The sequence below is a fragment of the Amycolatopsis sp. NBRC 101858 genome (assembly GCF_030269325.1).
Taxonomy (GTDB): Bacteria; Actinomycetota; Actinomycetes; order Mycobacteriales; family Pseudonocardiaceae; genus Amycolatopsis; species Amycolatopsis ponsaeliensis.
On record NZ_BSTD01000009.1, the window covers coordinates 148,342 to 172,725 of the forward strand.

General features: G+C 71.5%; 22 protein-coding genes. 7 read left to right on the forward strand and 15 right to left on the reverse strand.

Translation table 11 applies throughout. The annotated features are described in order from the left end of the window. Positions 1–141 precede the first annotated feature (141 nt). Positions 142–708: a CGNR zinc finger domain-containing protein gene (locus QSK39_RS51160; RefSeq protein WP_285485111.1), complete on the reverse strand. Its 567-nt coding sequence runs from the start codon at positions 706–708 to the stop codon at positions 142–144. Between the two features lie 102 nt (positions 709–810). Between QSK39_RS51160 and QSK39_RS51165 the strand changes: the two genes are divergently transcribed. Together QSK39_RS51165 and QSK39_RS51170 are read left to right on the forward strand one after the other, a co-directional pair. Further along, positions 811–1,662, forward strand: a complete 852-nt coding sequence (locus tag QSK39_RS51165; RefSeq protein WP_285485112.1) for an alpha/beta fold hydrolase — start codon at positions 811–813, stop codon at positions 1,660–1,662. Positions 1,663–1,918: 256 nt separating this feature from the next. Beyond that, complete coding sequence (locus QSK39_RS51170; protein WP_285485113.1) at positions 1,919–4,000, forward strand: PQQ-dependent sugar dehydrogenase; 2,082 nt, start codon at positions 1,919–1,921, stop codon at positions 3,998–4,000. A 93-nt stretch (positions 4,001–4,093) separates the two neighbouring features. On the opposite strand, the gene QSK39_RS51175 is transcribed toward QSK39_RS51170, so the two are convergent. The 5 genes from QSK39_RS51175 to QSK39_RS51195 all read right to left on the reverse strand — a co-directional run bounded on the left by QSK39_RS51175 (position 4,094) and on the right by QSK39_RS51195 (position 8,369). Further along, the gene (locus QSK39_RS51175) at positions 4,094–4,495 is read right to left on the reverse strand and encodes a hypothetical protein (RefSeq protein WP_285485114.1); all 402 of its coding nucleotides are present in this window, start codon (positions 4,493–4,495) and stop codon (positions 4,094–4,096) included. Continuing rightward, positions 4,495–5,313, reverse strand: coding sequence for a heavy metal-binding domain-containing protein (locus tag QSK39_RS51180; protein WP_285485115.1), 819 nt, complete (start codon positions 5,311–5,313; stop codon positions 4,495–4,497). Before QSK39_RS51180 ends, QSK39_RS51175 begins: the two co-directional genes overlap by 1 nt. A 9-nt stretch (positions 5,314–5,322) precedes the next feature. Next, a complete protein-coding gene (locus QSK39_RS51185) occupies positions 5,323–6,120 on the reverse strand; it encodes a heavy metal-binding domain-containing protein (RefSeq protein WP_285485116.1) in 798 nt (265 codons plus the stop codon). A gap of 501 nt (positions 6,121–6,621) precedes the next feature. Continuing rightward, positions 6,622–7,344, reverse strand: coding sequence for a heavy metal-binding domain-containing protein (locus QSK39_RS51190; protein WP_285485117.1), 723 nt, complete (start codon positions 7,342–7,344; stop codon positions 6,622–6,624). Further along, positions 7,344–8,369: a carbohydrate kinase family protein gene (locus QSK39_RS51195; protein WP_285485118.1), complete on the reverse strand. Its 1,026-nt coding sequence runs from the start codon at positions 8,367–8,369 to the stop codon at positions 7,344–7,346. Before QSK39_RS51195 ends, QSK39_RS51190 begins: the two co-directional genes overlap by 1 nt. Positions 8,370–8,482: 113 nt before the next feature. Here QSK39_RS51195 and QSK39_RS51200 point away from each other — a divergent pair, with 113 nt between their 5' ends. Both QSK39_RS51200 and QSK39_RS51205 read left to right on the forward strand, forming a co-directional pair. Then, the gene (locus QSK39_RS51200) at positions 8,483–9,226 is read left to right on the forward strand and encodes a DeoR/GlpR family DNA-binding transcription regulator (RefSeq protein ID WP_285485119.1); all 744 of its coding nucleotides are present in this window, start codon (positions 8,483–8,485) and stop codon (positions 9,224–9,226) included. After that, complete coding sequence (locus tag QSK39_RS51205; RefSeq protein WP_285485120.1) at positions 9,223–10,503, forward strand: 6-phospho-beta-glucosidase; 1,281 nt, start codon at positions 9,223–9,225, stop codon at positions 10,501–10,503. The genes QSK39_RS51200 and QSK39_RS51205 overlap by 4 nt, the downstream gene beginning before the upstream one ends. Here the strand turns inward: QSK39_RS51205 and QSK39_RS51210 are convergent. Continuing rightward, positions 10,500–11,225, reverse strand: a complete 726-nt coding sequence (locus QSK39_RS51210; protein ID WP_285485121.1) for a nucleotidyltransferase domain-containing protein — start codon at positions 11,223–11,225, stop codon at positions 10,500–10,502. The genes QSK39_RS51205 and QSK39_RS51210 overlap by 4 nt on opposite strands. A 10-nt stretch (positions 11,226–11,235) precedes the next feature. After that, positions 11,236–11,925, reverse strand: a complete 690-nt coding sequence (locus QSK39_RS51215) for an SDR family NAD(P)-dependent oxidoreductase (RefSeq protein WP_285485291.1) — start codon at positions 11,923–11,925, stop codon at positions 11,236–11,238. Between the two features lie 178 nt (positions 11,926–12,103). On the opposite strand from QSK39_RS51215, the gene kstD reads away from it, so the two are divergent. Beyond that, positions 12,104–13,828: a 3-oxosteroid 1-dehydrogenase gene (gene kstD, locus QSK39_RS51220; protein ID WP_285485122.1), complete on the forward strand. Its 1,725-nt coding sequence runs from the start codon at positions 12,104–12,106 to the stop codon at positions 13,826–13,828. On the opposite strand, the gene QSK39_RS51225 is transcribed toward kstD, so the two are convergent. The 5 genes from QSK39_RS51225 to QSK39_RS51245 form a co-directional block, all read right to left on the reverse strand. Further along, positions 13,825–14,853: an LLM class flavin-dependent oxidoreductase gene (locus tag QSK39_RS51225; protein WP_285485123.1), complete on the reverse strand. Its 1,029-nt coding sequence runs from the start codon at positions 14,851–14,853 to the stop codon at positions 13,825–13,827. The two genes, kstD and QSK39_RS51225, sit on opposite strands and share 4 nt — an antisense overlap. A 39-nt stretch (positions 14,854–14,892) precedes the next feature. Beyond that, a complete protein-coding gene (locus QSK39_RS51230; RefSeq protein ID WP_285485124.1) occupies positions 14,893–16,062 on the reverse strand; it encodes a Glu/Leu/Phe/Val dehydrogenase dimerization domain-containing protein in 1,170 nt (389 codons plus the stop codon). Then, positions 16,059–16,673 carry a TetR/AcrR family transcriptional regulator gene (locus tag QSK39_RS51235; RefSeq protein WP_285485125.1) on the reverse strand — a complete coding sequence of 205 codons (615 nt, stop codon included), beginning with the start codon at positions 16,671–16,673 and terminating at the stop codon, positions 16,059–16,061. The genes QSK39_RS51230 and QSK39_RS51235 overlap by 4 nt, the downstream gene beginning before the upstream one ends. 28 nt (positions 16,674–16,701) lie before the next feature. Continuing rightward, positions 16,702–17,541: a hypothetical protein gene (locus tag QSK39_RS51240; protein ID WP_285485126.1), complete on the reverse strand. Its 840-nt coding sequence runs from the start codon at positions 17,539–17,541 to the stop codon at positions 16,702–16,704. 1,187 nt (positions 17,542–18,728) lie between these two features. After that, a complete protein-coding gene (locus QSK39_RS51245; protein WP_285485127.1) occupies positions 18,729–20,426 on the reverse strand; it encodes a TIGR03086 family metal-binding protein in 1,698 nt (565 codons plus the stop codon). An 86-nt stretch (positions 20,427–20,512) separates the two neighbouring features. On the opposite strand from QSK39_RS51245, the gene QSK39_RS51250 reads away from it, so the two are divergent. Then, the gene (locus tag QSK39_RS51250) at positions 20,513–21,142 is read left to right on the forward strand and encodes a TetR/AcrR family transcriptional regulator (RefSeq protein WP_285485128.1); all 630 of its coding nucleotides are present in this window, start codon (positions 20,513–20,515) and stop codon (positions 21,140–21,142) included. A gap of 176 nt (positions 21,143–21,318) precedes the next feature. Beyond that, positions 21,319–22,146: a DUF11 domain-containing protein gene (locus QSK39_RS51255; protein WP_285485129.1), complete on the forward strand. Its 828-nt coding sequence runs from the start codon at positions 21,319–21,321 to the stop codon at positions 22,144–22,146. A gap of 71 nt (positions 22,147–22,217) precedes the next feature. Here QSK39_RS51255 and QSK39_RS51260 read toward each other — a convergent pair whose 3' ends face one another. Continuing rightward, on the reverse strand, positions 22,218–22,976 hold the full coding sequence (locus QSK39_RS51260) for a trypsin-like serine peptidase (RefSeq protein ID WP_285485130.1): 759 nt from the start codon (positions 22,974–22,976) through the stop codon (positions 22,218–22,220). A gap of 719 nt (positions 22,977–23,695) precedes the next feature. After that, complete coding sequence (locus QSK39_RS51265; protein WP_285485131.1) at positions 23,696–24,352, reverse strand: rhomboid family intramembrane serine protease; 657 nt, start codon at positions 24,350–24,352, stop codon at positions 23,696–23,698. Between the last annotated feature and the right edge of the window lie 32 nt (positions 24,353–24,384).

A 24,384-nucleotide genomic window follows, 5' to 3' on the forward strand; every position in this document is an offset into this window, starting at 1 on the left:
CCGTGGAGTTGGCGCGGTTACCGGCGGCGGCAGAGCGCAGGCGCTGTATGACCCCACACAGCGAGCCCAGCCCAAGGCTCCAGCGCCGACAAAGCCGCCTCGCGAACGCGGCCGAGCTCGGCGAAACGGGGTGAGCCGACCTCAAGCTTCCCGCTGAGGCGACTCCCGTTGCTCGACCACCAACCGCTGGTGCCGGGCTGCGCGAACCCGGTCGCCGCAGGTGGTCGAGCACCAGCGGCGGCGGGCGTGCTCGCGGAAGAAGAACCGCACGCAACCGTGGGCCTCGCACGGGCGCACCAGCGGGCCGAGGTCGCCGGTGACCACGTCGATCGCGTCGCGGGCCACGGCTGCCAGGGCCTCCTCAACGCTGCCCGGGCTGGTGCTGTGCCACTCCCGGTGTGGTCCGGCCGGCCACGTGAGCTGCGGCGCGGCGGCGTCGGCGCGGGCGGCGGCGTTCACCGTCTCCACCGCGGACGCGGCCGGTGAGCGGTCCTCCGCCAGGGCGGCCAGCAGCTCGCGGACCGCCGCGCGGAGGTCCGTGATGCGGCTCAGGTCGTCCGCGTCGAGGGAAGCGGCAGTGAGGCGCAGCCACTCGGCGGCTGCGCTTGGCTCGGCCAGGTCGTCGTCCACGCCTCCGGCCGTGAGTCGGCGGGTGTTGACCAGCGCCAGTGCGAGGGAGCGCTCCTCGCCGGGTGCCGCAGTGACCACGTTCGCCTCCCGAAGTTCGCCCTTCATTGTCCCGGGCCGTTGACAGTCTACGTCATCTCATGGATAAAGAAGAAAGTATCCATGAGACGTGAGGAGAAACCCATGGTCGCCGTTTATCACCGCTTTGCCACCGTTGCCGGGCGCCGGCTGTTCTACCGGGAGGCCGGGCCCGCCGACGCACCCACGATCGTGCTGCTCCACGGGTTTCCGACGAGCTCGCACATGTACCGCCACCTCATCCCGGCGCTGGCCGACCGCTACCACGTCGTCGCGCCCGACTACCTGGGGGCGGGCGCCTCCGACGCACCGTCGGCCGACGAGTTCGGCTACACCTTCGACGCCCTCGCCGAACTCACCCTCGGCCTGCTCGACGAGATCGGCCTGGACCGCCTCGCGCTCTACATCCAGGACTTCGGCGCCCCGGTCGGCCTGCGCATCGCGGCCGGGAACCCGGAGCGGGTCACCGCGATCGTCACGCAGAACGGCAACGCCTACGTCGACGGTCTCGGCGCCGGGCTCCCGCAAAAGCTCGCCGCCGGCACGCTGACCGAGGACGACCTGCGTGGCATGGTCAGCCTCGAAGCCACCAAGGCGCAGTACCTCGACGGCGTGCCCGACCCGGCGCTGGTCAGCCCGGACGTCTGGATCCACGACCAGGCCCTGCTCGACCGGCCCGGCGGCGCCGAGATCCAGATGGCGTTGCTCGCGGACTACCACCACAACATCGGCCTGTACCCGAAGTTCCACGAGTACTTCCGGACCAGCCAGGTCCCGCTGCTGGCCGTCTGGGGAGGCAACGACGCGATCTTCATCGCCGACGGCGCCCGCGCCTACGCCCGTGACCTGCCCGATGCCGAGATCCACCTGCTCGACTCGGGGCACTTCGCGCTCGAAACGCACTTGGACGCCATCGCCGGTTATGTCCGCGGTTTCCTGGGTCGGGTGGTCGGCTGAAACCATTGCCCCGCAACGGTCTCCGCTGAGCGGGACAAGGGCGTTGACCGGCCGGACGATCCCCTCGTAGGGTCTCCCCGAGATCGCCCTGGCCCCAGGTCGGTCCGGTCCCCGAGAACCCCGCCGTCGTCGTCAGGCATCCGCCTCTGCCTGTGCCGACGGGTCGTTCGACGACGGGCACGGACGCGCGCGAGCAACCCGGGGGCCACCGTGGAGGCGGGTTCGCGCCTCCGCGCCGACTGCGCAGGAGGACGGGATGACCAGACGGATCCGGGTGGGGATGATCGCGGCCGCGGTCGTCGCCGCGACACTGACCGCGGCGGGGCCGGTGCAGGCTGGGCCGGTGCAAGCCGCGGATACCCTGCTCTCCCAGGGCAAACCGGTGACGGCGTCGTCGGCGGGCGGATGCTGTCCGGCGCCGGCCGCCGTCGACGGCGACTCGGCGACCCGCTGGGCCAGCGCGGCCGGCGTCGATCCACAGTGGATCTACGTCGACCTCGGCACGGCGGCGCACGTCAGTCGTGTGCGGCTGCAGTGGGACGCCTCGTGCGCCACGGCCTACGAGATCGACACCTCCGCCGACCACGTCACGTGGACGCGGATCTACTCGACCACCACGGGAAAGGGCGGCGTCGAAGACCTGACCTCCCTCGACGGCACGGGCCGCTACGTGCGGATGTACGGCGCGAAACGCTGCCGCACCGACGCGTCGAAGGGCTATTCGCTGCAGGAGTTCGGCGTCTACGGCTCGACCGGGGACGTCGTCCCACCGTCGCCGCCCGGTACGCCGACGCTGGACAGCGTCACGCCCACCAGCGCGACCATCTCGTGGACCGCGGCGACCGACAACGAAGGCATCGCGGGCTATGACGTATACCGCGACGGTCAGCTCTGCGCCAGCACGACCGGCGCCCTCACCGCGACCTGCGGCAACCTCGGCCCGAACGGCACCTACGGCTTCTACGTCAACGCACGCGACGCGGCCGGGAACGTCTCGCAGGCCAGCGGCACCCTGTCCGTGAAGACGCCGCCGTCCGACGACCACACGCCGCCGTCGGCGCCGGCGAACGTGCACACCACCGCGGTCAACAGCACGTCGATCGGCCTGGCGTGGACCGCTTCGACCGACGAAAACGGCGTCACCGGCTACCGGATCTTCGACTCCGGCACGCAGATCGGCACGTCCGACACGGCGAGCACGACCCTCGGCGGCCTGACCCCGAACACCGCCTACCACCTGCAGGTGCGCGCGGTCGACGGCAACGGCAACCTCAGCGAGCCGAGCACGCCGGTCCTGGACGTCACGACCACCGGCGGGTCGAGCTGCACGCCGTCGCAGGGCGTTTGCGGTGCCACGCAGGTCGGAACCGACGACGACGTCGTGTGGGGCCTGGTCACCCTGCCGGACGGCACGATCCTCTACAACCAGCGCGACGCGCACTCGATCGTCCACCTGAACCCCAAGACCGGGGCCAAGAAGACGATCGGCACCGTGCCGAACGTCCAGAGCACCGACGGCGAAGGCGGCCTGACCGGGCTGGAGATCAACCCGGCTTCGTTCGCCGCCGACCACTGGCTCTACATCATGCACACGTCGCCGAACGACAACCGGATCGTGCGGATCAAGTACGACCCGGCCGCCGACTCGCTGACCACGAGCACCGAGCAGATCCTGCTGACCGGTATCGCGCGCAACAAGTTCCACAACGGCGGCCGGCTCCGGTTCAGCCCGGACGGCCGGTACCTGTTCGCCGGCACGGGTGATGCGCAGAACGGCGACAACGCGTCGAACACCAGCAGCCCCAACGGAAAGGTGCTGCGCATCAACCCGGACGGCTCGATCCCGGCGGACAACCCGTTCCACAACGCGGTGTGGAGCTACGGGCACCGCAACGTCCAGGGGCTGGCGTTCGACTCGCAGGGCCGGCTGTGGGAGCAGGAGTTCGGCAACAGCGTCATGGACGAGACGAACCTGATCGTGAAGGGCGGCAACTACGGCTGGCCGTCGTGCGAGGGGACGTCGGGTTCGTGCGGCACCGCGGGGTTCATCGCGCCGAAGAAGACGTACCCGGTGGCGCAGGGGTCGTGTAGCGGCATCACGATCATCCACGACGCGCTGTACGTGGCCTGCCAGCGCGGCACGCGACTGTACCGCGCGGTGATCAGCGGCAGCTCGCTGACCAACTTCCAGACGTTCTTCAACGGGACGTACGGCAGGCTCCGCACGGTGGAGCCGGCCCCGGACGGCCAGATGTGGCTGGCGACCAGCGTGGACGGCGACAAGGACAGCACACCGCACAACAGCCACAACAAGATCCTGCGGGTGACGGTCGGCTAGCACGCCCGAGAACGTCGTACCCGCCGACTAGGCTGTGCATCGGGGGCGCTTCCTCCGGCCCCCGATGCACTTCCCTTACGCATCAAGGACTTCTCAACCGCCCAGCAGCCGCGACAGCGCATCCCGTGCTTTCGCGTCCTTCGACGCCAACTCGGTCAGCTCCTGCGCCAGCGCCGCGAGCCACTCGTCGACCGCGGCTTCCTTGCGGCTGATCACCACGCCCCGGACCACCTGGTGGATCTCCGCCGCGACTCCGCCGTGTTTCCCCGTGCTCAGCACCAGGACACGGTCCGGCGTCCGGACCCGCACCGCGACCGCCTGGCCGTCGCGGCCCGCGACGCGGTCGGCGAACGTGCGCCGCCGGTCGACCTCGACCATGCCCGGCGGCAGCGCGTTGCCCAGCGTGTCGGACAGGACCCGGTGGTAGGACTCGACGTCCGCGCGGTCCGTGCGCAGGGCCGCCGCCACCAGGTGGAAGTCCAGCTCGCCGCCCATCAGTCGGTCAGGGGCAGCACGAGCTGCGGCTTGGCGATGTGGTGGTCCTCCCGCAACGGCTTCACGGCCGTCCCGATCGCGAAGAACTCCGTCGTGTGCCCGCCCCAGCGGTGCGGCAGCGACAGCAGCTGCACGCCGACGATGCCCTCCGCCTCCAGCTGCTCGGCTTCCGCCTGCATCCGGGACATCGCGAGCTCGCGCGCGTCGTACAGCGCCTCGGTGTACTGCGGGATCTCGACGTTCTGGCCGATGTTGCCCATCATCTGCCGGAACCGCTGGTGCGCGATGTGGTAGACGCACGTGCCCATCACCATGCCGAGCGGCGCGTAGCCGGCCTGCACCAGTGTCCAGAAGTCCTGCCCGGACAGGTCCGAGGTGAACGGCTTCCCGGTGTTGTTGCGCCATTCGCCGGGTTCGTCGGCCTTCACCGCGGTGCCGACGGCGATGAACTCGGCCAGGTCGCTGCCGAACTCCTTGAACTCGATCTCCAGGCGGACCGCGACGATCCCGTCGGCGCCGAGGACGTCCGCCTCCGCCTCCATCCGGGACATCGCGAGCTCGCGGGCGTGGTACATCGCCTGCGAAAGCCGGTCCATCTCCTGGTTCTTGCTCCACCGTCCCATCTGGAACCCGACGTGGTAGATGCTCGAGCCGAGCACGAGCCCGAGCGGCCGGAACCCGGCTTCGCGCACGAGGAGGAACTCGTTGACGCTCAGGTCGGACGTGAACAGGCTGGTCTTCTGGCCCGGCCGCATCTCGGCGAGCCGGCGCATCGCATCCTCGGGGATGTGCTGCGCGGCGGGATCCGCGGTGGTCACGAGGCCTCCTCAGGAACGGTTCAACGGCAGGATCTTGAGCGCGCTGGTCGGGGCGGCGCGGCCTTCGTGGAAGCGGGCGATCGCGGTGCCGGTCACGGTGGCGATGCCGGCCACCGCGACCTCCTGCACCGGCCACGTCCGCAGCGTCATGCCCGAGACGATGCCGCCGTCGGCGCCGCAGTCGCGGATCGCGCGGGCGAACTCCGCCCGCGCCGCGCCGCGGACCTCGGTGACGACCTTCGTCGGCGCGTCGACTTCGGTGTTCCCGGCCAGCGGGTTGACCTGGTACTGCATGTTGTAGTCGAACTGGGCACGTCCGGCGACGCCGACCGCCATCCGCACGGGGACCCAGCCGGCCTGCATCAGCTTGCCGACGTCCTGGCCGGGCAGGTCGGTGGTGAACAGGCGGCGCGGGCGCTGGCCGGTTTCGGCGCGGACGGCCGTGCCGAGGGCGGTGAACTCCTGCATCACGTCGTCGAGCGCGGTGATGGTGACCTTGATGCCGAGGACGCCGTCGGCGCCGAGGGCGGTGGCTTCCTGCCCGAGCCGGTCGAGCGCGGTCGCGTAGCCCTGGCGCAGCATGCCCGAGAGCAGCTTGACCTGGTCGCCGGCCCACGCGGCCGGCCCGGTCCAGCCGACCTGCTGCACGACGCAGCCCATGACCTCGCCGACGGCGCTGAACCCGGCCACTTCGGCCCCGACGGCGCCGGGCACGGTGAGCAGCGACGTCTTCAGCCCGGACGAGGCATAGCGCTCGACACGAGCCCGCGCGACGGGCGGCAGGCCACGACCGTCCCACTCGGGCACTGGCTGACCTCCTTCGCCGGGACTTTCGCTTCCATCGTGGCACGGATCCACACGACCGGGCGGCGCACGCGGGGCGATCAACGGGGTATGTCCGGAAGGTCCGATCGCGACGACGTGAGGCCGGACACGGCTGGCGGCGCGGGTGGGTTGCGGTGGCGCGAGGCTGGCGGCGCGGGTGGGGTTGCGGTGGCGCGAGGCTGGCGGCGCGGGTGGGGTTGCGGTGGCGCGAGGCTGGCGGCGCGGGTGGGGTTGCGGTGGCGCGAGGCTGGCGGCGCGAGCGGATTGCGGTGGCGCGAGGCTGGCGGCTTGGGCCAGGTTGGGGTGGTGCGGCCCGAGGCGCGGGCGGGTTGAGCAGCGCACGCCCGGCGGGCGCGGCCGGGTTGCGGCGGCGCGAGGCCGACGGCGTGGGCAGGTTGCGACGCGAGGCCACCCGCGCGAGCGGCGGCCGACGGGCGACGGTCCGGTGCAAAGCGCGCAGCCATGCCGGGGAGCCGCCGGTTGTCACCGCCCTGCACCCGGCGAATCCCCGTCCAGCGGCAACACCGGAAGCGACACCGTCGGCGCAGGACCGGCGCCGAACCGGGCCACCGCCGTGCCGAATACGCTCGCCACCGCCGTTGCTCCCGTGCGGCCGAGGGGCCACGCCCGCAACGTCGTCGATGTCACCAACCCGCCGTCCGCTCCCGACTCGCGCACCGCAGCCAGGAACTCCGCCCGGGCCGCTGCTCGGACTTGCGTCACCAGGTCGGTCGGCACCGGCGCCTCCGTGCCCGGGCGGGACGTCATCGCGATGTCGAACGCCGTTGCTCCGTCGATGCCGATCGCCAGCGTCACCGGGACCCAGCCCGCCAGCATCAGCTTTGCCACGTCCGGACCCGGCAACCCCGTCGTGAACGGCCGCGGCGGGCGAACCCCTCTGAGCGCGCGCACCGCCGTGCCCAGGACCGTGAACTCGTGGAGCGCCGCGCTCACCCGGGTCACCGTGCAGCCGATGGCCAGGACACCGTCCGCGCCGAGCGCGACAGCCTCCTCCCGCAGCCGGTCCAGCGCTGTCGCGTAGCCGCGGCGCAGGCCCGATGTCACGTCCTCGTGCCGCGACACCACGCAACCCATCACCTCACCGATCGGCCGCAGCCCCACCGCTTCGGCGCCGACCGCGCCCGGCACCGACAGCAGCGACGTCCGCAGTCCCGACGCCGTGTACCGGCCGGCGCGCGGGTGCACTAGCGCCAGCTGTCGTCGCCGAAGCCGAGCGTCACCGGGCCTCGGCGGGACGTCTCGGCGATGGTCTCCGCGGGCAGGACGTCGTCGAGGAACGCGTAGTCCGGACGCCGGTTCCGCGCGTGCCACTCCGCGATCTCGTGCCAGCCCGGGGCGGCCAGCGCGCCGCCGAAGTGCTGGACCGACAGGCCGGCCGTGAGACCGGCGAACCGCAGCCGGTCCGCCAGTGGCCAGCCGGTCAGGGTCGCCGCGACGAACCCCGCGCCGAAGACGTCGCCCGCGCCGGTCGCGTCGAGCACGTTCACCGGCAGCGCGGGGATGTCCGCCGTCTCGCCCGTGGTGCCGTCGACGGCCAGCACCCCGGCCGCGCCGCGGGTGATCACCGCGACCGGCACGAGGTCGGCGAGCGCCGCCAACGCCGCTTCCGGGGTGTCCGTGCGGGTGTAGCGCATCGCTTCGACGTCGTTGGGCAGGAACGCGTGGCAGCACGCCAGCTGCTCGAGCAGCGCCGCCGACCACGCCTCCGACGGGTCCCAGCCGACGTCGGCGAACACGAGACTGCCGGCCTGGTGCGCGGTGTGGACCCAGTCGGCCGTGTCGAGGCCGATGTGCGCGACGGTCGCGCGGCTCGGCGGCGGCGAGCCGGCCAGCTCGGCGACCGGGACGGGCGGCGGATGGCCGTGCGTGACCATCGCCCGGTCACCGGCGTAGGCGAGGGAGACGGTCACGGGGGAGTGCCACTCCGGGAACCGCCGCGACCGCGACAGGTCGATGTGCTCCTGCGAAAGCACGTCCCAGCAGTAGCGCCCGTAGACGTCGGTGCCGAACGCCGCCGCCAGCGACGTCCGCAGGCCGAGACGGCTCAGCGCCACCGCGAAGTTCGCGATGCCGCCCGGCCCTGAGCCCATGCCGCCCGTCCACACCTCCGTGCCCGGCTCGGGTGGTCCTTCGAGCCCGGTGAAGACCAGGTCGAAGAACAGCAGGCCGGACAGGAAGACATCGATGTCGGGTGCGGACTCGGCCGGCACGGGCGCCTCCGGGGATCGAGGATGCGCACGAGCGTGCTTCAGGTGCGCGGAATGCGCAAGAGACGCGCAAACTCGATCGCCAGGTGAACGAGTTTGACTGCTATCGTCCCGGCATGCTGCCCCAGCGTCGCCACGAGCTGATCCTCCGGGCCCTCCGCGCGGAGGGCCCGGCGCCGGTCGGCGTGCTGGCCGAACGGCTCGGCGTCAGCCAGGCGACCGTGCGCCGCGACCTGGTGCAGCTCGACCGCGAGGGCCGGTTGACCCGCGTCTACGGCGGGGCGATGGCAGCCGACGACGAGCCGTTCGCGCGCGTGGCCGCCGAGCGGGCCGACGACAAGGACGCCGTCGCCCGGCGCGCGGCCGGCCTGGTCGCCGACGGCGACACCGTGCTCCTCGACATCGGCACCACCGCGCACCGGCTGGCGCGGCACCTGCGCGACCGCGCGCTGACCGTGATCACCAGCAGCCTCGCGGTCTACGACGAGCTGAAGGACGCCGACGACGTCCAGCTCGTGCTGCTCGGGGGCGTGGTCCGGCGCAGCTATCACTCGATGGTGGGATTCCTGACCGAGGACGCGCTGCGCCAGGTGCACGCCGACACGGTCTTCCTCGGCACGAGCGGCATCCGCTGCGACGGCCACGTGATGGACTCGACGGTCGTCGAGGTGCCGGTCAAGCGCGCGATGGTCGCCGCGGGCGACCGCGTGGTGCTGCTCGCCGACGCGGGCAAGTTCCCGGGCACCGGCCTGGCCCGGGTCTGCGGGCCGGACGCGCTCGACGTCGTCGTCACGAGTCCCGGGGCCGACGAGCCGACGTGCTCGGCGCTGCGCGAGGCCGGGGTCGAGGTGCTGCGGTGAGACTGGCGATCCTCGGCGGCGGCGGGTTCCGCGTGCCGCTCGTGCACGGCGCGTTGCTGACCGGCGGCGGGGTCACCGAGCTGGTCCTGCACGACGTCGAACCCGGCCGGCTCAGCGCGATCGAACGCGTTCTCGCCGAGCAGGCCGCCGGCGCGAAGGCAGCGCCGCGGGTGCGGACCACCACCGATCTCGCCGACGCACTGTCCGATATGGACTTCGTGTTCTCCGCCATCCGCGTCGGCGGGCTGCGCGGCCGCCGTCTCGACGAGCAGATCGCGCACGCGGAAGGCGTACTGGGCCAGGAAACCGTCGGCGCCGGCGGGATCGCCTACGGGCTGCGGACGGTCCCGGTCGCCGTCGAGCTCGCGCGCACGATCGCCGAGCTGGCGCCGAAGGCGTGGGTCATCAACTTCACCAACCCCGCCGGGATGGTCACCGAGGCGATGGCCGCGCACCTCGGCGGCCGGGTGCTCGGCATCTGCGACTCGCCGGTGGGGCTGTGCCGCCGCGTCGCGCGGGCGCTGGGGATCGACCCGGCGACGGCGTGGTTCGACTACGCCGGCCTCAACCACCTCGGCTGGCTGCGCGCGGTCCGCGTCGGCGGCGAGGACGTCCTGCCGCGACTATTGGCCGACACCGATGCGCTGGAGTCGTTCGAGGAGGGCAAGCTGTTCGGCGCGGACTGGCTGCGTGCCCTCGGCGCCCTGCCCAACGAGTACCTGCACTATTACTATTTCGCGCGCGAAGCCAGGAGCCCGCAGTCGCGCGGCGCCCAGCTGCTGGAGCAGCAACGCGGTTTCTACGCGGAACCTTCGCTGGCGTCGTGGGAACGCACGCGCCTGGAGCGCGAAGCGACGTACATGGCCGAGACGCGCGAAGGCGAGCGTGACGATCTCGAAGGCGGCGGCTACGAGAAGGTCGCGCTCGCGTTGATGCGGGCCATCGCGTACGGCGAACGCACGACGCTGATCCTCAACGTCCGCAACGGATCCGCGCTCCCGGGCGTGCCGGCCGACGCGGTCGTCGAAGTGCCGTGCGTCATCGACGCGAACGGTGCCCGGCCGCTCGCCGCCGCGCCGCTCGCCGAGCACGCGCTGGGCCTGGTGACGGCGGTCAAGGCCGTCGAACGCGCGACGATCGAAGCCGCGACGACGGGTTCGCGCGAGGCCGCGTTGCGGGCGTTCGCGCTGCACCCGCTGGTCGATTCGGTCTCCGTGGCGCGGCGGCTGCTCGACGCCTACGCCGCCGCGCACCCGGAACTCGCTTACCTGGCTTAGGAAATCTCGCGCAGGAGCGGGGCCAATCGACGGGCCAGGTCGTCGTCGACCGACTCGATTTCGCCGAGGAAGAGTTCCGTGACGGCCCGGAACGGCCCGCCGAGGTCGTCGAGCCCGCGGACGAGCGTGGCCTCGAAAGGCGAGGTCACCGAAGCGGGCAGCTGGTCCAGGCCGCGGCCCTCGACGGCGGGCACGCCGTGGCGCAGGCAGGCCAGGCTCAGCGTGAACTCCCGGACCCGGCCGATCATGTACTCGGCCTGCCAGCCGCGGCCGCGTTCGATGCTCGACCGCGCGTGCAACGCGTGCAGCCAGGCCAGGTCGATCCACCGCCGCGCGTCCGGTGGCGGCGACTGCGGGCGATCCTGCGGCTTGCCGAACAGCAGCCGGAACTTCGGCGTGGTCGCGCCGAAGTCCGCTTCCGGCCAGAACGCCAGGTCGACCTGCAACGTGTTCGCCAGCAGGAAAACGCGGAACACGGTCCGTTCGAACACGACGTCCATGTGGTGCACCGCGCCGTGCTCGCGGTACATCCGCGTGGTGAAGTCCGCGAGCACCGGCTCGGGCTCGCCGGCGACGGCGAACGCGAGGTCGATGTCCGACCACGCGTCTTCGGCGTCGAGCGCGGCCGAGCCGGTGAGCGCGGCGCCGGTGACGCGCTCGTCCGACCGGGCCGCCTCGACCAGGGCGTCGCGGAGCAGGTTCCGATCCCCCGAAGTGAACATGATCCCCAGGCTAGACCGCGGTGAACTCCGCTTCCGCGTCTTTGCGCTCGACGTAGAGCGACCACGCCTTGTCGGCGATGACGTCCGGGTCGAGGGTGCCCACCGCGAAGCCCTGGTCCTGCTTGGTGAACTCGCGGTGGATGTCGCCGCGGTCGATGAGGCCGCCGATCGTCAGCGCGCCCGCGTAGACGCCGGTTTCGCGCAGGGCCGCGTTCAGCGTCAGGACGTACATGCGCAGCGCCGCCGACGCCGGTGCCAGGGTGCCGAGCATCGGCATCGGGTACTTACCGCTCAGGCCGCCGGCGACGAGCAGTGACCCCGAGCCGCGCTCCAGCATGCCCGGCAGCACCGCCTCGACGAGCCGGGCCGCCGGGAACACGATCGACTCGAACGGCGCGCGCAGCGCTTCGGCGCCGGTCTCGGTCAGCGGTGCGGGACGGGGACCGGAGAGGTCCGCCGGGCCGAAGTACACCGTGTCGAGCTCGCCGGCTTCGTCCGTGATGCGCGCTAGAACAGCTTCCAGTTGAGCGGGGTCGGTCACGTCGGCCGCGTAGGTGTGGGTGGTCCCGCCCAGGGACTCCCGGTAGCTCGCATGCCGCGTGTCGGTGCGCGAGACCAGCGCCGTCGTGAAGCCTTCGCGGCCGAACCGGCGGGCGATCGACAGGCCGAGCCCCGGGCCGACCCCCAGGACGGCGATCACTTTGGACAAAGGTCCTCCTCGGTTTAAATTGAGACTGATCTCAACTTAGTCAGAAGGTGAGGGTCCCGTCAACTTGCGTGGCGAATGTCGTCATGGGTTCGGACCAGTGGCCTACTGGGCTGCTCCAAGCGTGTAGAACCTGTTCCAGTTTCCGCAGTGGACCGACACGATGTGCGCCATGGATGCCGAGCTGACCCGCCGCCAGATCCTGCGCGGCACCGCGGCGGGCGTGGCCGTCGCGATGACACCCGGGCTCGCGAACGCCGCGACCGCGGCGCTCGTGGGGGAGTACGACGTCGTCGTGGTCGGCTCCGGCGCGGCCGGGATGACCGCGGCGCTGACGGCGGCGAAGCGCGGGCTCAGCGTCGTCGTGCTGGAGAAGGCACCGACGTTCGGCGGGTCGGCGGCGCGGTCCGGCGCCGGGATCTGGATCCCGAACAACCCGGTGCTGCTCGCGGCCGGCGTGCCGGACACACCGGCGAAGGCCGCGCAGTACCTCGCCGCGGTCGTCGGGCCGGACGTCCCGGCCGCGCGGCAGCAGGCTTTCCTGGGCAATGGCCCGCAGATGATCGCATTCGTCATGGCGAACAGCCCGCTGCGGTTCCGGTGGATGGAGGGCTACAGCGACTACTACCCGGAGCTGCCGGGCGGGCTGCCGAACGGCCGCTCGATCGAACCGGACCAGTTCGACGGGAACCTGCTCGGCGCCGAGCTGGCGAACTTGAACCCGGCGTACCTCGCGACGCCGCCGGGGCTGGTCGTCTTCAGCGCCGACTACAAGTGGCTGAACCTGGCCGCGGTCAACGCGAAGGGCGCGGCGGTCGCCGCCGCCTGCCTCGCCCGCGGCACGGCCGCCGCGCTGGCCGGGCAGAAACCGCTGACGATGGGGCAGTCGCTCGCCGCCGGTCTGCGGGTGGGGTTGCAGCAGGCGAACGTCCCGGTGCTGCTGAACACGCCGTTGCTCGACCTGAACGTCGAAAACGGTGCGGTGACCGGGGTTCTCGTGCCCGGCGGGCTGGTGCGGGCCCGGCGTGGCGTGATCGTCGGCTCCGGCGGGTTCGAGCACAACGCCGCGATGCGCGCGCAGTACCAGCGGCAGCCGATCGGCACCGCGTGGACGGTCGGGGCGAAGGAGAACACCGGCGACGGCCACCGCGCCGGGCAGCGCGCCGGCGCGGCGCTCGACCTGATGGACGACGCGTGGTGGGGCCCGGCCATCCCGATCCCCGGCGACCCGTACTTCTGCCTGGCGGAGCGGACGCTGCCGGGCGGGCTGATCGTCAACCAGGCCGGCAAGCGGTTCGTCAACGAAGCCGCGCCCTACAGCGACGTCGTGCACACGATGTACGACAAGAACCCGACGGCGCCGGACATCCCCGCGTGGCTCGTCGTCGACCAGAACTACCGGAACAAGTACCTGTTCCGCGACACCCTGCCGCTGCTGCCGCTGCCGGACTCCTGGTACACCGCGGGCGCGGTCTTCAAGGCGTCGAGCATCCAGGCGCTCGGCTCGGCGATCGGCGTGCCGCCCGCGGCCTTGAAGTCCACTGTGGACCGGTTCAACGGCTTCGCGTGGTCCGGAGTGGACGGTGACTTCCGGCGCGGCGCCAGCGCGTACGACCACTACTACACCGATCCGCTGGTGCTGCCCAACTCCTGCCTCGCGCCGCTGTGGGCACCGCCGTTCTACGCGTTCAAGATCGTGCCCGGCGACCTCGGCACGAAGGGCGGCATGCGCACGGACGCCCGGGCGCGCGTGCTCCGCGCGGACGGCACGGTGATCCCGGGCCTGTACGCCGCCGGCAACGCGAGCGCGGCGGTGATGGGGCACAGTTACGCGGGCGCCGGCTCCACGATCGGCCCGGCGATGACGTTCGGGTACATCGCCGGGAACGACGTCTAGAACTCCTTCTGCACCAACGGAAGCACCTCGGTGCCGAGCAGCTCGATGGCGCGCATGACGTTCTTGTGCGGCACGCCGGACCAGTCCATCTGCAGCGCGTACCGGTCCGCGCCGGTGAGCTTCCCGACAGTGATCAGCCGTTCGGCGATCTCCTGCGGGCTGCCGACGAACAGGGCCTGCGCGTCGTGGGTGTACCGGTCGTACTCGGCGCGGGTCGGGACCGCCCAGCCGCGGGCTTTCGCGCCGTACTTCATCGTTTCGAGCCAGTACGGGTAGAAGGTCTCCTTGGCGTCCTGCGAGTTCTCGGCGACGAAGCCGATGGCGCCCATGGTGACGTGGAGGTCTTCTTTCCGGTGCTCACCGGCCTCGCCCGCCTGGCGGTAGAGGTCGACGAGCGGCGCGAAGCGTTCGGGCCGGCCGCCGATCACGGCGTAGACGACGGGCAGCCCCAGCAGCCCGGCGCGAATCGACGACTCGGGGTTGCCGCCGGTGCCGATGGAGATGCGCAGGCGGTCGCCGTACGGGCGGGGCAGGATCCGGGCGTTTTCGAGGGGCGGGCGGAACTTGCCGGACCAGGTGAGCGGGTCTTCGCGATCGATGCGGAGGAGGAGGGCGAGCTTCTCCTCGAAGAGCTCGTCGTAGTCGCCGAGGTCGTTGCCGAAGAGCGGGAAGGATTCGGTGAACGAACCGCGGCCGGCGAGCAGTTCGGCGCGGCCGTGGCTGAGCTGGTCGAGGGTGGTGAACTGCTGGTAGACGCGGACCGGGTCCTCGGTGCTGAGGACGGTCACCGCGGAGCTGAGGGTGATCTGGGTGGTGACGCTCGCTGCCGCGGCCAGGACGGTGCCGGGGTTCGAGATCGCGTACTGGTCCAGGTGGTGCTCGCCGAGGCCGTAGAAGCCGAGGCCGAGTTCGTCGGCGAGCTTGATGCGTTCGAGGGTGTTGGCCAGCGTCTGCGCGACGGACGGCTGGTCGCCGGTGCGCGGGTCCGGGGCGCGGTCGCCGAAGCTGTAGATGCCGAGTTTCATAGAGCGTTCAACTATCTGAGGGGCGGATTCGTTCCCGCGTCAGCCGAAGCGGGTCTGGATGGCCTCGAGGTTCTTCTCCGACAGCTGCAGAGCGGCCGCGCGGAGACTGAGCCCGTCGAGGGTGGCCCGCTCGACCATGCCCGTCACGAGGTCGCGCATCCGCGTGCGCACCTTGTCGAAGGCCTCCTCGGCGTCCGCGCCGACGTCGCCGAAGAGCGTCCACCACCACCAGGAGTTGGTCGCCGAGTTGGCCACGAAGTCCGGCAGCACGTGGATCCCCCTGGCCGCGAGCAGCTCCTCGGCGTCGGCCGTCACCGGCATGTTCGCGGCCTCGACGATGAGCTTCGCGCCGATCTTGGCCTGGTTGTCGCCGTCGACGCAGTACGAGATCGCGGCCGGCACGAGCACCTCGGCCGCGACGTCGAGCCAGGCCTCGGGCGGGAGGAGCTCGTCGCCCGGCTTGAGGTGGTCGCGGTCGATGCCGCCGAAGCGGTCGCGGTGGCGCAGCAGGTTCTCGACGTCGAGACCGTCCGGGTTGGCGACGACCCCGCGCACGTCCGAGACGCCGACCACCTGGAGGCCGGCTTCGGCGAGGAACCGCGCGGTCGCGCCGCCCATCGAGCCGAACCCCTGGACGACGACGCGGTTCGGCCCGTCGAGCCGGAGCATCTCGAGCCCGGTGAGCGTGGCCTGGGCGACGCCGAGGCCGCCGACCAGCTCGTCGAGCCCCAGGCCGCCGACCTCGATGCGGAAGGCGTCGGCCAGCCGCTCGGTCGCCGCGTCGCGGTCTTCGAGGAGCGGGTAGACCGCCTGGACCGAGCTGAGCAGGCCGATCTCCGCGATGACGCCGTCGATGACGTCCTGGCGCAGGCCGAGGTCCTCGCCCATGGTCCAGTAGCGCTCGATCAGCGGGCGCATGGCGTGCAGGTAGCGGGCGACGACGTCGCGGGCGCGCTCGTCGTGCGGGTCGAAGTCGATGCCGCCCTTGGCGCCGCCGAGGGGGACGTACCGGCCGTCGGGGTCGTAGTTGAGGCCCTCCTTGAGCGTCATGCCCCTCGCCAGGCCGCGGACCTCGAACAGCGTGCAGCCGCGGCGCATCCGCAGGCCGCCGCTGGCCACGCCGCGGACCAGCCGGTCGATCACCAGGTAGCCGCGGCACCCGGTGACCGGGTCGGTCCACGCCACTTCGAGCAACGCCGGCCCGGTCACCGGTCCTCCGCGGTCAGCGCCGGTTCGGGCACGCCGAGTTCGTGGGTCAGTGCTTGGCCGACCCACCGGGCGCAGTCGTCGGCGGTGACGGTGCCCTCGCGCGCGACGAACTGCACGGCGAGCCCGTCGAGCAGGGCGGTCAGCCGCCACGCCGCGCCCTGCGGGTCGGGGCACCGGAACTCGCCGGCGGCGACGCCCTCGGTGATGAGCGAGACGACGGCGTCGCGCCACCGCAGGTCGAGCCGCTGGACGACCTCCCGCAGTTCGGCGTCGCGCATCGCCGCGGCGCCGGCCTCGATCCACAGGTGCCAGCCGGCGGCGGGCTCGGTCGGTCCGTAAAGGACGAGGACGGCGCGAAGGCGTTCGCCGGCCGGGCCGGGACGGGCCAGCTCGTCGCGCAGGACGGCGAGGTTGCGTTCGGCGGCCTGGCGGAACGCCTCGATGATGAGGGCTTCGAGGGTGCCGAAGTGGTAGAAGATCAAGGCGGTGCTGACGTCGAGGGCCTTCGCGACATCGGCCGCCCGCACGCCGGCGATGCCGCGGGCCCGGACCCGTTCGAGCGCGGCGAGCACGATCTCCTCCCGCCGGACTGCCACCGCCTTGCGCGTCATGCGGTCACCGTACCCAGGACGTGGGCGGTCAGCCGCGCAGTTCGGTGACGAGCGCCCGCAGCCAGGGGCCGGCGATCGCGGGCTCGGCGGAGATCGTCCGGACGAGCCTGTCGCGCACCGCGGCCGACCGGCCGGCGTCGACGAGCGCGAAGGCTTCGGCCAGCGCGCGGCGCGTCGCTTTGCCGTGGTCGGGGGTCCGGACGGTCTCGTCGGTCCAGCGCTGCCGCGGGAACGACGGGGTCAGCTTCGGCTGGTCGTTGCCGAAGTAGCACCAGACGTCCCGCGCGAGCGAGACGTTGCGAACCGCCGCGGCGGGCAGTTCCCGCGTCCAGGCGACGTCTTCCTGCCAGCGCCAGGCGTCCGGACGGATCGGCTGCCGCAGGGTGACGCCGAGGAACCGCAGCTTGCGCCGGATGACGTGCCAGGCTTCGCGGTCTTCGTCGATCCAGTCGCGCAGCTGGACGTACAGCTCGGTGAAGGTGTCGCCTTCGTAGACGAGGTCGACGAAGACGGTCGGCCGGGTCCCGCGAGCAAGAGAGTGGGGAGTGATCCCGGCGGCGGCAAGGTTTTCCCGCAGCAGCCGCACATCCCGCCGGCCGAAACCCCGCCGTGGCTTGAGCGAGAGCGGAACCCGGCGCACCCGATCCCGCCACGATGTGTGGTCGAGGGCGCCGGAGAGGAGGTCGTGCATGCTGTCGAGCGACCGGCCGACGAAGTGGAGTTCGCCGTCACCGCACCGGGCGAGGACCTTGGCGGTGCAGGTGGTGAGGTCGGGGAGAAACCAGAGGCGCGGCTTTTCGGCGTCGTCGAGGAGCGTCCCGACCTGGTCGGGACGCACCAGGTCCCACCGGAACGGTCGGTTCGTCATGTGGCCAGGGTAGGTTCGGGATCCGTTGGGGGGCAACGGAATTTCCCGGCCTTCGTGGGCGGGGTGGTGGGCTCGGGCGGCTCTGCGGTCGGAGGTCGGAGAACGGTGGTTGCGGGGATTTCGCTGCGGGTGAAGCGAATCCGGCGCGACGGTGCGGGCGCGGGGTGGTGCGTGGAGCAGAGCGGGTAGGGAATTGGGAGTTGACGGTGGGGGAGGGATGGCTGTGGTGACGCCGGACTGGGCGCCGCTGCGGAGATCGCCATGGCGGGACGCGGCCACGGGGCGCAAGTGAGATCGAGCCGACGGGCGACGGGTGGCGGACCTGTCGACGAGTGGCGACGCGACGGGGCGGACTGACCGCCGACGCGGCGGGCCGCGACGGGCGGACCGGTCGACGAGGTGGCTTGGTGGCAAGGGAATGGGCGGATCGACTGGCGAAATGACGGGCGGCGAGGTAGTGAGCGACGAGAGTGGCGAGCCGAAGGGCCGGCGCGGTGGCGGGCAGAGCGGCGAGGTGGTGGGGCGCCGGGCCACAGGCGAAAGCCGCCGCTGTCTGCCGGAGTTGCGGTCGACAGGTTTGGTGAGGTCGATAGGTGGGGGGTGGTAGCCGGAGCGAGGGCCGATGGGTGCAGTGGCAGCCGATAGCCGGTGCGACAACTGATGGGTGCGATGGTGGTTGGGGGGGCAGCGGCTGGTGGGGTCGTGGCTGACGGGGTGCGGCTGCAGCTTGAGCGGCGGCTGATGGGTGCGGCCGCGTTCGGTGCGGCGGTTGATGGATGTGGTTGTGGTGGGTGTGACCGGAGTTGGTGCGGCGGTAGGTGGTGCGGCCGGAGTTGGTGGTGGCGGCTGATGGGCATGGCCGCAGTCGGAGCGGTGGTTGATGGGTGTGGCGGCAGGCGGGGCGGCGGCTGATAGTTGTGGTGAGGGCAGTGGCTGATGGGAGGGGCGGCGGTTGATGGATGTGGTCGTGGTGGATGTGGCCGGCGATGGTGGCCGTGGTTGGTGGGTCGGCCGGAGTTGGTGATGGGTTGGCCGCCGATGGGGGTGGGCGGAGGCTGGGGTGGGTGCGGGGTTGTCGGGGTGGCAGTCGGTTGGTGCGGGCGGCAGGGGAGCGATGGTCGTGGGGAAACGGCTGGGCCGGGGGACCGCTCTCGCGGCTCCTCGGCCCAGCTATGGGAACCGGCCTCTCAAGCCGTCCAGTTTGGGTTGCGGCCCAAGTAGTGCAGCAGCTCTGATACCGCGTCCTCGTTTGCTGGGCCTTCCAGGGCCGGTGCGTACGCGAATCCTCGCAGGGGCTCTGCCAGCTCCTTGGCCACCGGGAGCAGCGCCGCTGCCATCTCCTCTGTCAGGGGGGACTTCTGGCCCGTTGCGATGGCGATGTCCCATGCGTGGACCGCTGCGTCCAATGCTGCCGCTCCCACGGCCACCGCGGCCGGGAGGGCTCCCTGGGGCAGGGGCGTTGGTACCGCTTCCGCATTCCGGGACACCGTTGCGAAGGCCGCTGCCGCTGCTGCCAGCTTGGGCTCCAGGAACGCCGGTACGTCCGCGAGCTCGCCCGATGGCGCGAACGGGTTGAAGTCCGGGCCCGGCTCGCCCGTGATGAATGCCGCGTAGCCCTGCTGGTCGCCTCCCGCGTGCTGGAGGACCTGGGTCACCGTCCACTGCGCGCACGGTGTCGGGAGCGAACCGTCCGTGATGCCCGCTGCTGCCGTGCGCAGCGCCTGGTGGGCCGCTGTCAGGATTGGCCACGGTGACGTGAGGCCGGCGAAGAACGTGCGGATGTCCGCCACCAGGATCTCCGGGGCCTCGTGCGCCGCGTAGTGGCCGGCCGCGTCGCGGGGGCCGCCCGTCGCCGACCTCGCGTCGTACGCGTTCCAGCTGATGATGTTCGTGTGGTCTCGGTCGGCGAAACGGCGGATCGACTGGAAGTCGCCCGCGAACATCGCCAGGGCCGTCGGGACCGTCGTCGGGGCCGACGGCTGCGGCGGCGTGTGCGCGTCCTCGTAGTAGAAGCGGATCGACGAGCCGCCCGTGCCCGTCAGCCAGTACAGCGCCACGTTCGCGAGGACGAAGTCCGCGTCCAGGTGCTCGCCGAACAGCTGCGCGTTCCACGCCAGCAGCGCCAGCGGGGAGTCGGCCAGCGCGAACGCGAGGGTGTGCGGCTGCTGGCTGTGCAGCGTGTTGAAGGAGAACATGTTCTCGTAGAACCACTGCAGGTGCGCGAGCGCGGCCTGGTCGGCCTCGCTCAGGTCCGCCATCTCCGCCGGGTCGCCGGACGGGAACGAGAACAGCTGCGTGACGTGCACGCCGACGACCTTCTCCGGCGCCAGCCGCCCGATCTCCGGCGAGATCATCGACCCCGCGTCGTTGCCCGCCGCGCCGTACGACTCGTAGCCCAGCCGGCTCATCAGTTCCGCCCACGCCGCCGCCGTGCGGTGCGTGCCCCAGCCCGCCGACCGCGTCGGGCCCGAGAACCCGAAGCCCGGCAGCGACGGGATCACCAGGTGGAACGCCGGCGCGCCGGCCGACTCCGGCTCGGTCAGCGGGCCGATGACGTCCAGGTACTCGGCGATCGACCCCGGCCAGCCGTGCGTCAGCACCAGCGGTGTCGCGTCCGCGCGGGACGACCGGACGTGCAGGAAGTGGATCGTCTCGCCGTCGATCTCCGTCACGAACTGCGGATACGCGTTGAGCCGCGCCTCGAACGCCCGCCAGTCGAACTTCTCCAGCCAGTGCTCGGCCAGCGCGCGGACCCGCTCGTTCGTGACGCCGTACTCGGCGGGCAGGTCGTCCGGCCAGAGCGCCCGGCGCAGGCGCGCCTGCAGGTCGTCCAGGGCGGACTGGGGGATCTCGGCGCGGAACGGGCGAAGGGCGGGGACCGTCATGGCTGACTCCTCGGAGACTGGAACGGAATGCTTCGTTCCGAACTGTACCAGAGCGGAATGATCCGTTCCAGTGGTAATCTCGGTCCATGCCCGAGACCGCCTTGCCGGGCCGCCGCGCCCAGGCCGCCCGCAACGACTTCGTCATCCTCGACGCCGCCCGCCAGGTCTTCCTGGTGGACCCGAAGGCGCCGATCTCGCACGTCGCCGAGCGCGCGGGCGTCGGGATCAGCGCCCTCTACCGGCGCTACCCGAGCAAGGAGTTCCTCCTCTGCCGGCTCTGCCACGACGGCCTCCGCACCTACATCGCCGAAGCCGAGGCCGCCGACGAGGAGCCGGACGGCTGGACGGCCCTCACCGGCTTCCTGCGCCGGGTGGTCGACGCCGATGTTCACTCGCTGACCGTCCACCTCGCGGGCACGTTCACCCCGACCGAGGAGATGGGCGCCGACGCGCGGCGGGCGAACGAGCTGTCCGCGGGGCTCTTCGCGCGGGCACGCGGGACCGGGCGGCTCCGCGAAGACGCCGTCACCGAGGACATCGGCATGATCCTCGAGTGCTGCGCGGCGATCCGCGTGGAGGACGCGGAGCGCACCGCCCAGCTGCGCCGCCGGTACCTGGCGATGCTCGTCGAGGGGCTGGAAGCGGGAAAAGACCGCGAACTGCCGGGCCCGCCGCCGCGTCCGGGTGAGATGAACGGCCGCTGGCGTCCGTCCTGACGGCCGTGCCGCGGCGCGTCCGGATGGCGGTAACGAATGCCGGTTTTGCGACGACTGAACAGCGTCGGCTGTCCACCAAGACCACGCAGCATCTGTCAGAGCGGCATTCCCCGGACCGAAACGGCGAGATCACGACTATGCAACGTAGCTGGCGAAGAACCACGATCCTGTCCTCGGTGGCCGCACTGGCCACGGCATTCATCGCGCTGGCACCCGCCGCGCAGGCGGACGTGCCCTCCAGTTCTGTCGAAGTCAGCACCACCACGGTGCTCCCGGGACAGACGTTCACCATCTCGGAAACCGTGCACAACGACCGCGATTTCACGATCAGCTTCGCCAAGGCGGCCATTTACGGCACGCCGACCGCGATCACCGACATCGTCGACGTGGTGTCCTGCACCAACACGACGGAGGTCGGCTGCTTCCAGGCCGGGAGCAGCTACCGCGCCGCGTTCGGCGACCTCGAGGCGGGCGGCACGAAGACCACGGTGTGGACCTTGCGCGTCAAGGACACCGCGGCGCCGGGCCAGTTCACGCTGCAGCACCAGTTCGTGGGCGACAACTACTCGTTCGAGACGTTCGACGGCCCGGTCATCACGATCGGCAACCCGGCGACCAACGCCGACGTCAAGGTCGCGCTCGCCGCGTCCGGCCACGGTGGCCTGAACGCGCGCATCGACTACACGCTGACCGTGACGAACTCCGGCCCGTCCACCGCGACCGGGATCCGGGTCGTGGCAACGTATGCGCCGGGCCTCTCGTTCGGCAGCGCCACCGGCTGCACCCGCGTGGGGAGCACCCGGTCGCTGAACTGTGACGTCGCTTCGCTGGCGTCCGGTGCTTCGGCGACGGCGAAGTTCTCGGTCAACGGCGGCCTGCTGGCGCTCGGTTCGTACACCACGACGGCGGTGCGCACGGCCAGTTCGCCCGCGGATCCCAACGGTGCCAACGACAGCGCGTCGAAGACGTGCTCGGCACTCACCGGGCTCATCGTGACCTGCTGAGGGTTCGCGATAGGTGAACCGGGCTCGTGTCCTCCGCCAGGGACGCGGGCCCGGTTCGCGTTTCCGGCCGGTCAGCCCGTGACCGAGGCGTACAGCTTCGCGATGTCGTCGTCGAAGTACGCGCTGTAGGAGACGTCCGGGGTGTCGCCGCCGAGCTCGTAGCCGCCGATGACCCCGATGACCTCGCCGCCGGTGACCCACGGGCCGCCGCTGGTGCCGTCCGGGAAACCGGCGCACGCGACGCTCTGCTGGTAGGTGTCGGACCGCGTCGTGGTGCCGGTGCACACCACCGGGGAATCGGTGGAGTCGGGGTAGCCCGTCAGGGTGATCGTGTGGTCGAATCCGCGGTCGGTGCCGAGGACATTCGCTCCGGTGAGGCTTTCCAGCGAGGCCGGGTTCCCCGCCTGCTGAACGGTCAGGAACGCGAAATCCAGATCGGGGTCGGCCGAAGACGTCCAGCCGTCCGCGACGGCGACTCCGGTGACCGTCCACATTCCCAGCGGGGCGACACCGTCGTGATAACCCGGGGCGAAGGACATTCCGGTTTGGACGCAGTGCGCGGCCGTCAGCACCAGGTCGCCGGCGCCGGAATGCACGACGCTCGCCGTGCAGAAATGGTGTCCGTTCGCGAACAATGCGCCGACCGGGGAAACCGTTTTTGCCGGTGTCGCAGACTCCGGAACCACAGTGGCCGACGGCGTGCTGGTGACCGGCGCACCCTCGGCGTAGGCGTCGTCGGCGGTCGTGCCCGTGCCGGCGACGAGACCGGCGCCGAGCACCAGCACGGCCGCCGCGGCCGCGAGCGCGGGCCTCAGGAAGGTGATCGCCACCGTCCCAGATCACCACACCGGCGCCGGGATGGCAGCGCAACGAAGCGGATGCACAGCGACTTCACAGCGGCTCGGACGGTGGTGATGCTGGAGGCAGGTGAGTTCGGTTCGGTCGCTGCGGACCTCACGCGCTGGACGGCGGTCCGTGAGCAGCTCGCCCGGCGCCACCGTCTCGTCGACCGCCGTGGCCGGGGCCTGAGCTGGGAAGAGGCACTCGAGTACGACATCCGGCATGAAGGCGAGGACATCGCCGCGGTGGCGGAGGCCGCTGGGAGGCGAGGTCTACCTCGTCGCGCACTCGTACGGCGCCTTGTGCGCCCTGGAAGCCGTCCGGACGACGGACGCGGTCACACCGGCTCGTGGCCCACGAGCCGCCCCGGCCAAAGCCGGGCGACAACGTCGTCGGGCCCGAGGAGATCCTCGAGATCTTCCTGCGGGAGGCCCTGCGGCTGAGCCCGGCGGACGTCGAGGCGATGCGGCGGACGCCGGTCTGGCCGGCCCGGGTCGCGGCCGCGCCGACGATCCCGTGGGAGCTGGAGGTCGTCGAGCGGGTCGTGTTCGACGAGCGCCTGGGCGAGATCGCGAGCCCGGTCCGGCTGTTCGCCGGCACGGAAAGCCCGGAGTTCCTGCGGCCGGCCGCCGACGCGCGGCCAAGCCCACCAGGCAATGGACTCGACCTGGAGCAGTTCGTCCGGGCGGGTGTCCGGCTTCGGTCCGGGTCAGGTGAGGTTCTTGGGCAGCAGCGTGGTCGCCGGGTCGGGGGCCGTGACCGCCTTGGGGCGGCGGTCGCGGAACAGCCAGCCGCCGATGATGCCGCCGGCGAAGCCGAACATGTGGCCCTGCCAGCTGACGCCCTCCTGGGTCGGCAGCAGGGACGCGAACTGGTAGGCGAAGCACAGGGCCATCACCAGCCCGATCACGATGTCGATCAGGTGCCGGTCGAACAGCCCGCGCACGATGATGTAGCCGAAGTAGCCGAAGACCAGGCCGCTGGCGCCGACCGTGACCGAGTGCGACGGCGAGATGAACCAGACGCCGAGACCGCTGGCGACGATGATCAGCACGCTCACGCCGAGCCACTTCTTCACCCCGCGGTAGGCGGCGAGGAAGCCGAACACGAACAGCGGCCCGGAGTTGCCTTCGATGTGGGCCCAGCTGGAGTGCATGAACGGCGCGCTGAAGATCTCCGGCAGCGACGCCGGGTCACGCGCCTCGATGCCGAACTCGCGGCTCAGGTCGTAGCCGGTGGGCGCGTTGACGAGCTGGATCACCCACAGCACGGCCAGCAGGCCCACCATCACCCACAAGGCCTTCTTGGCCTCGGCGATCATCATCTCGGCGTCGCTGCGGGCCGGGCCCTCGCTGGTCGTGCTCATGCTCTCCCCCTGCTCGGTCTGCGCCGAGGATA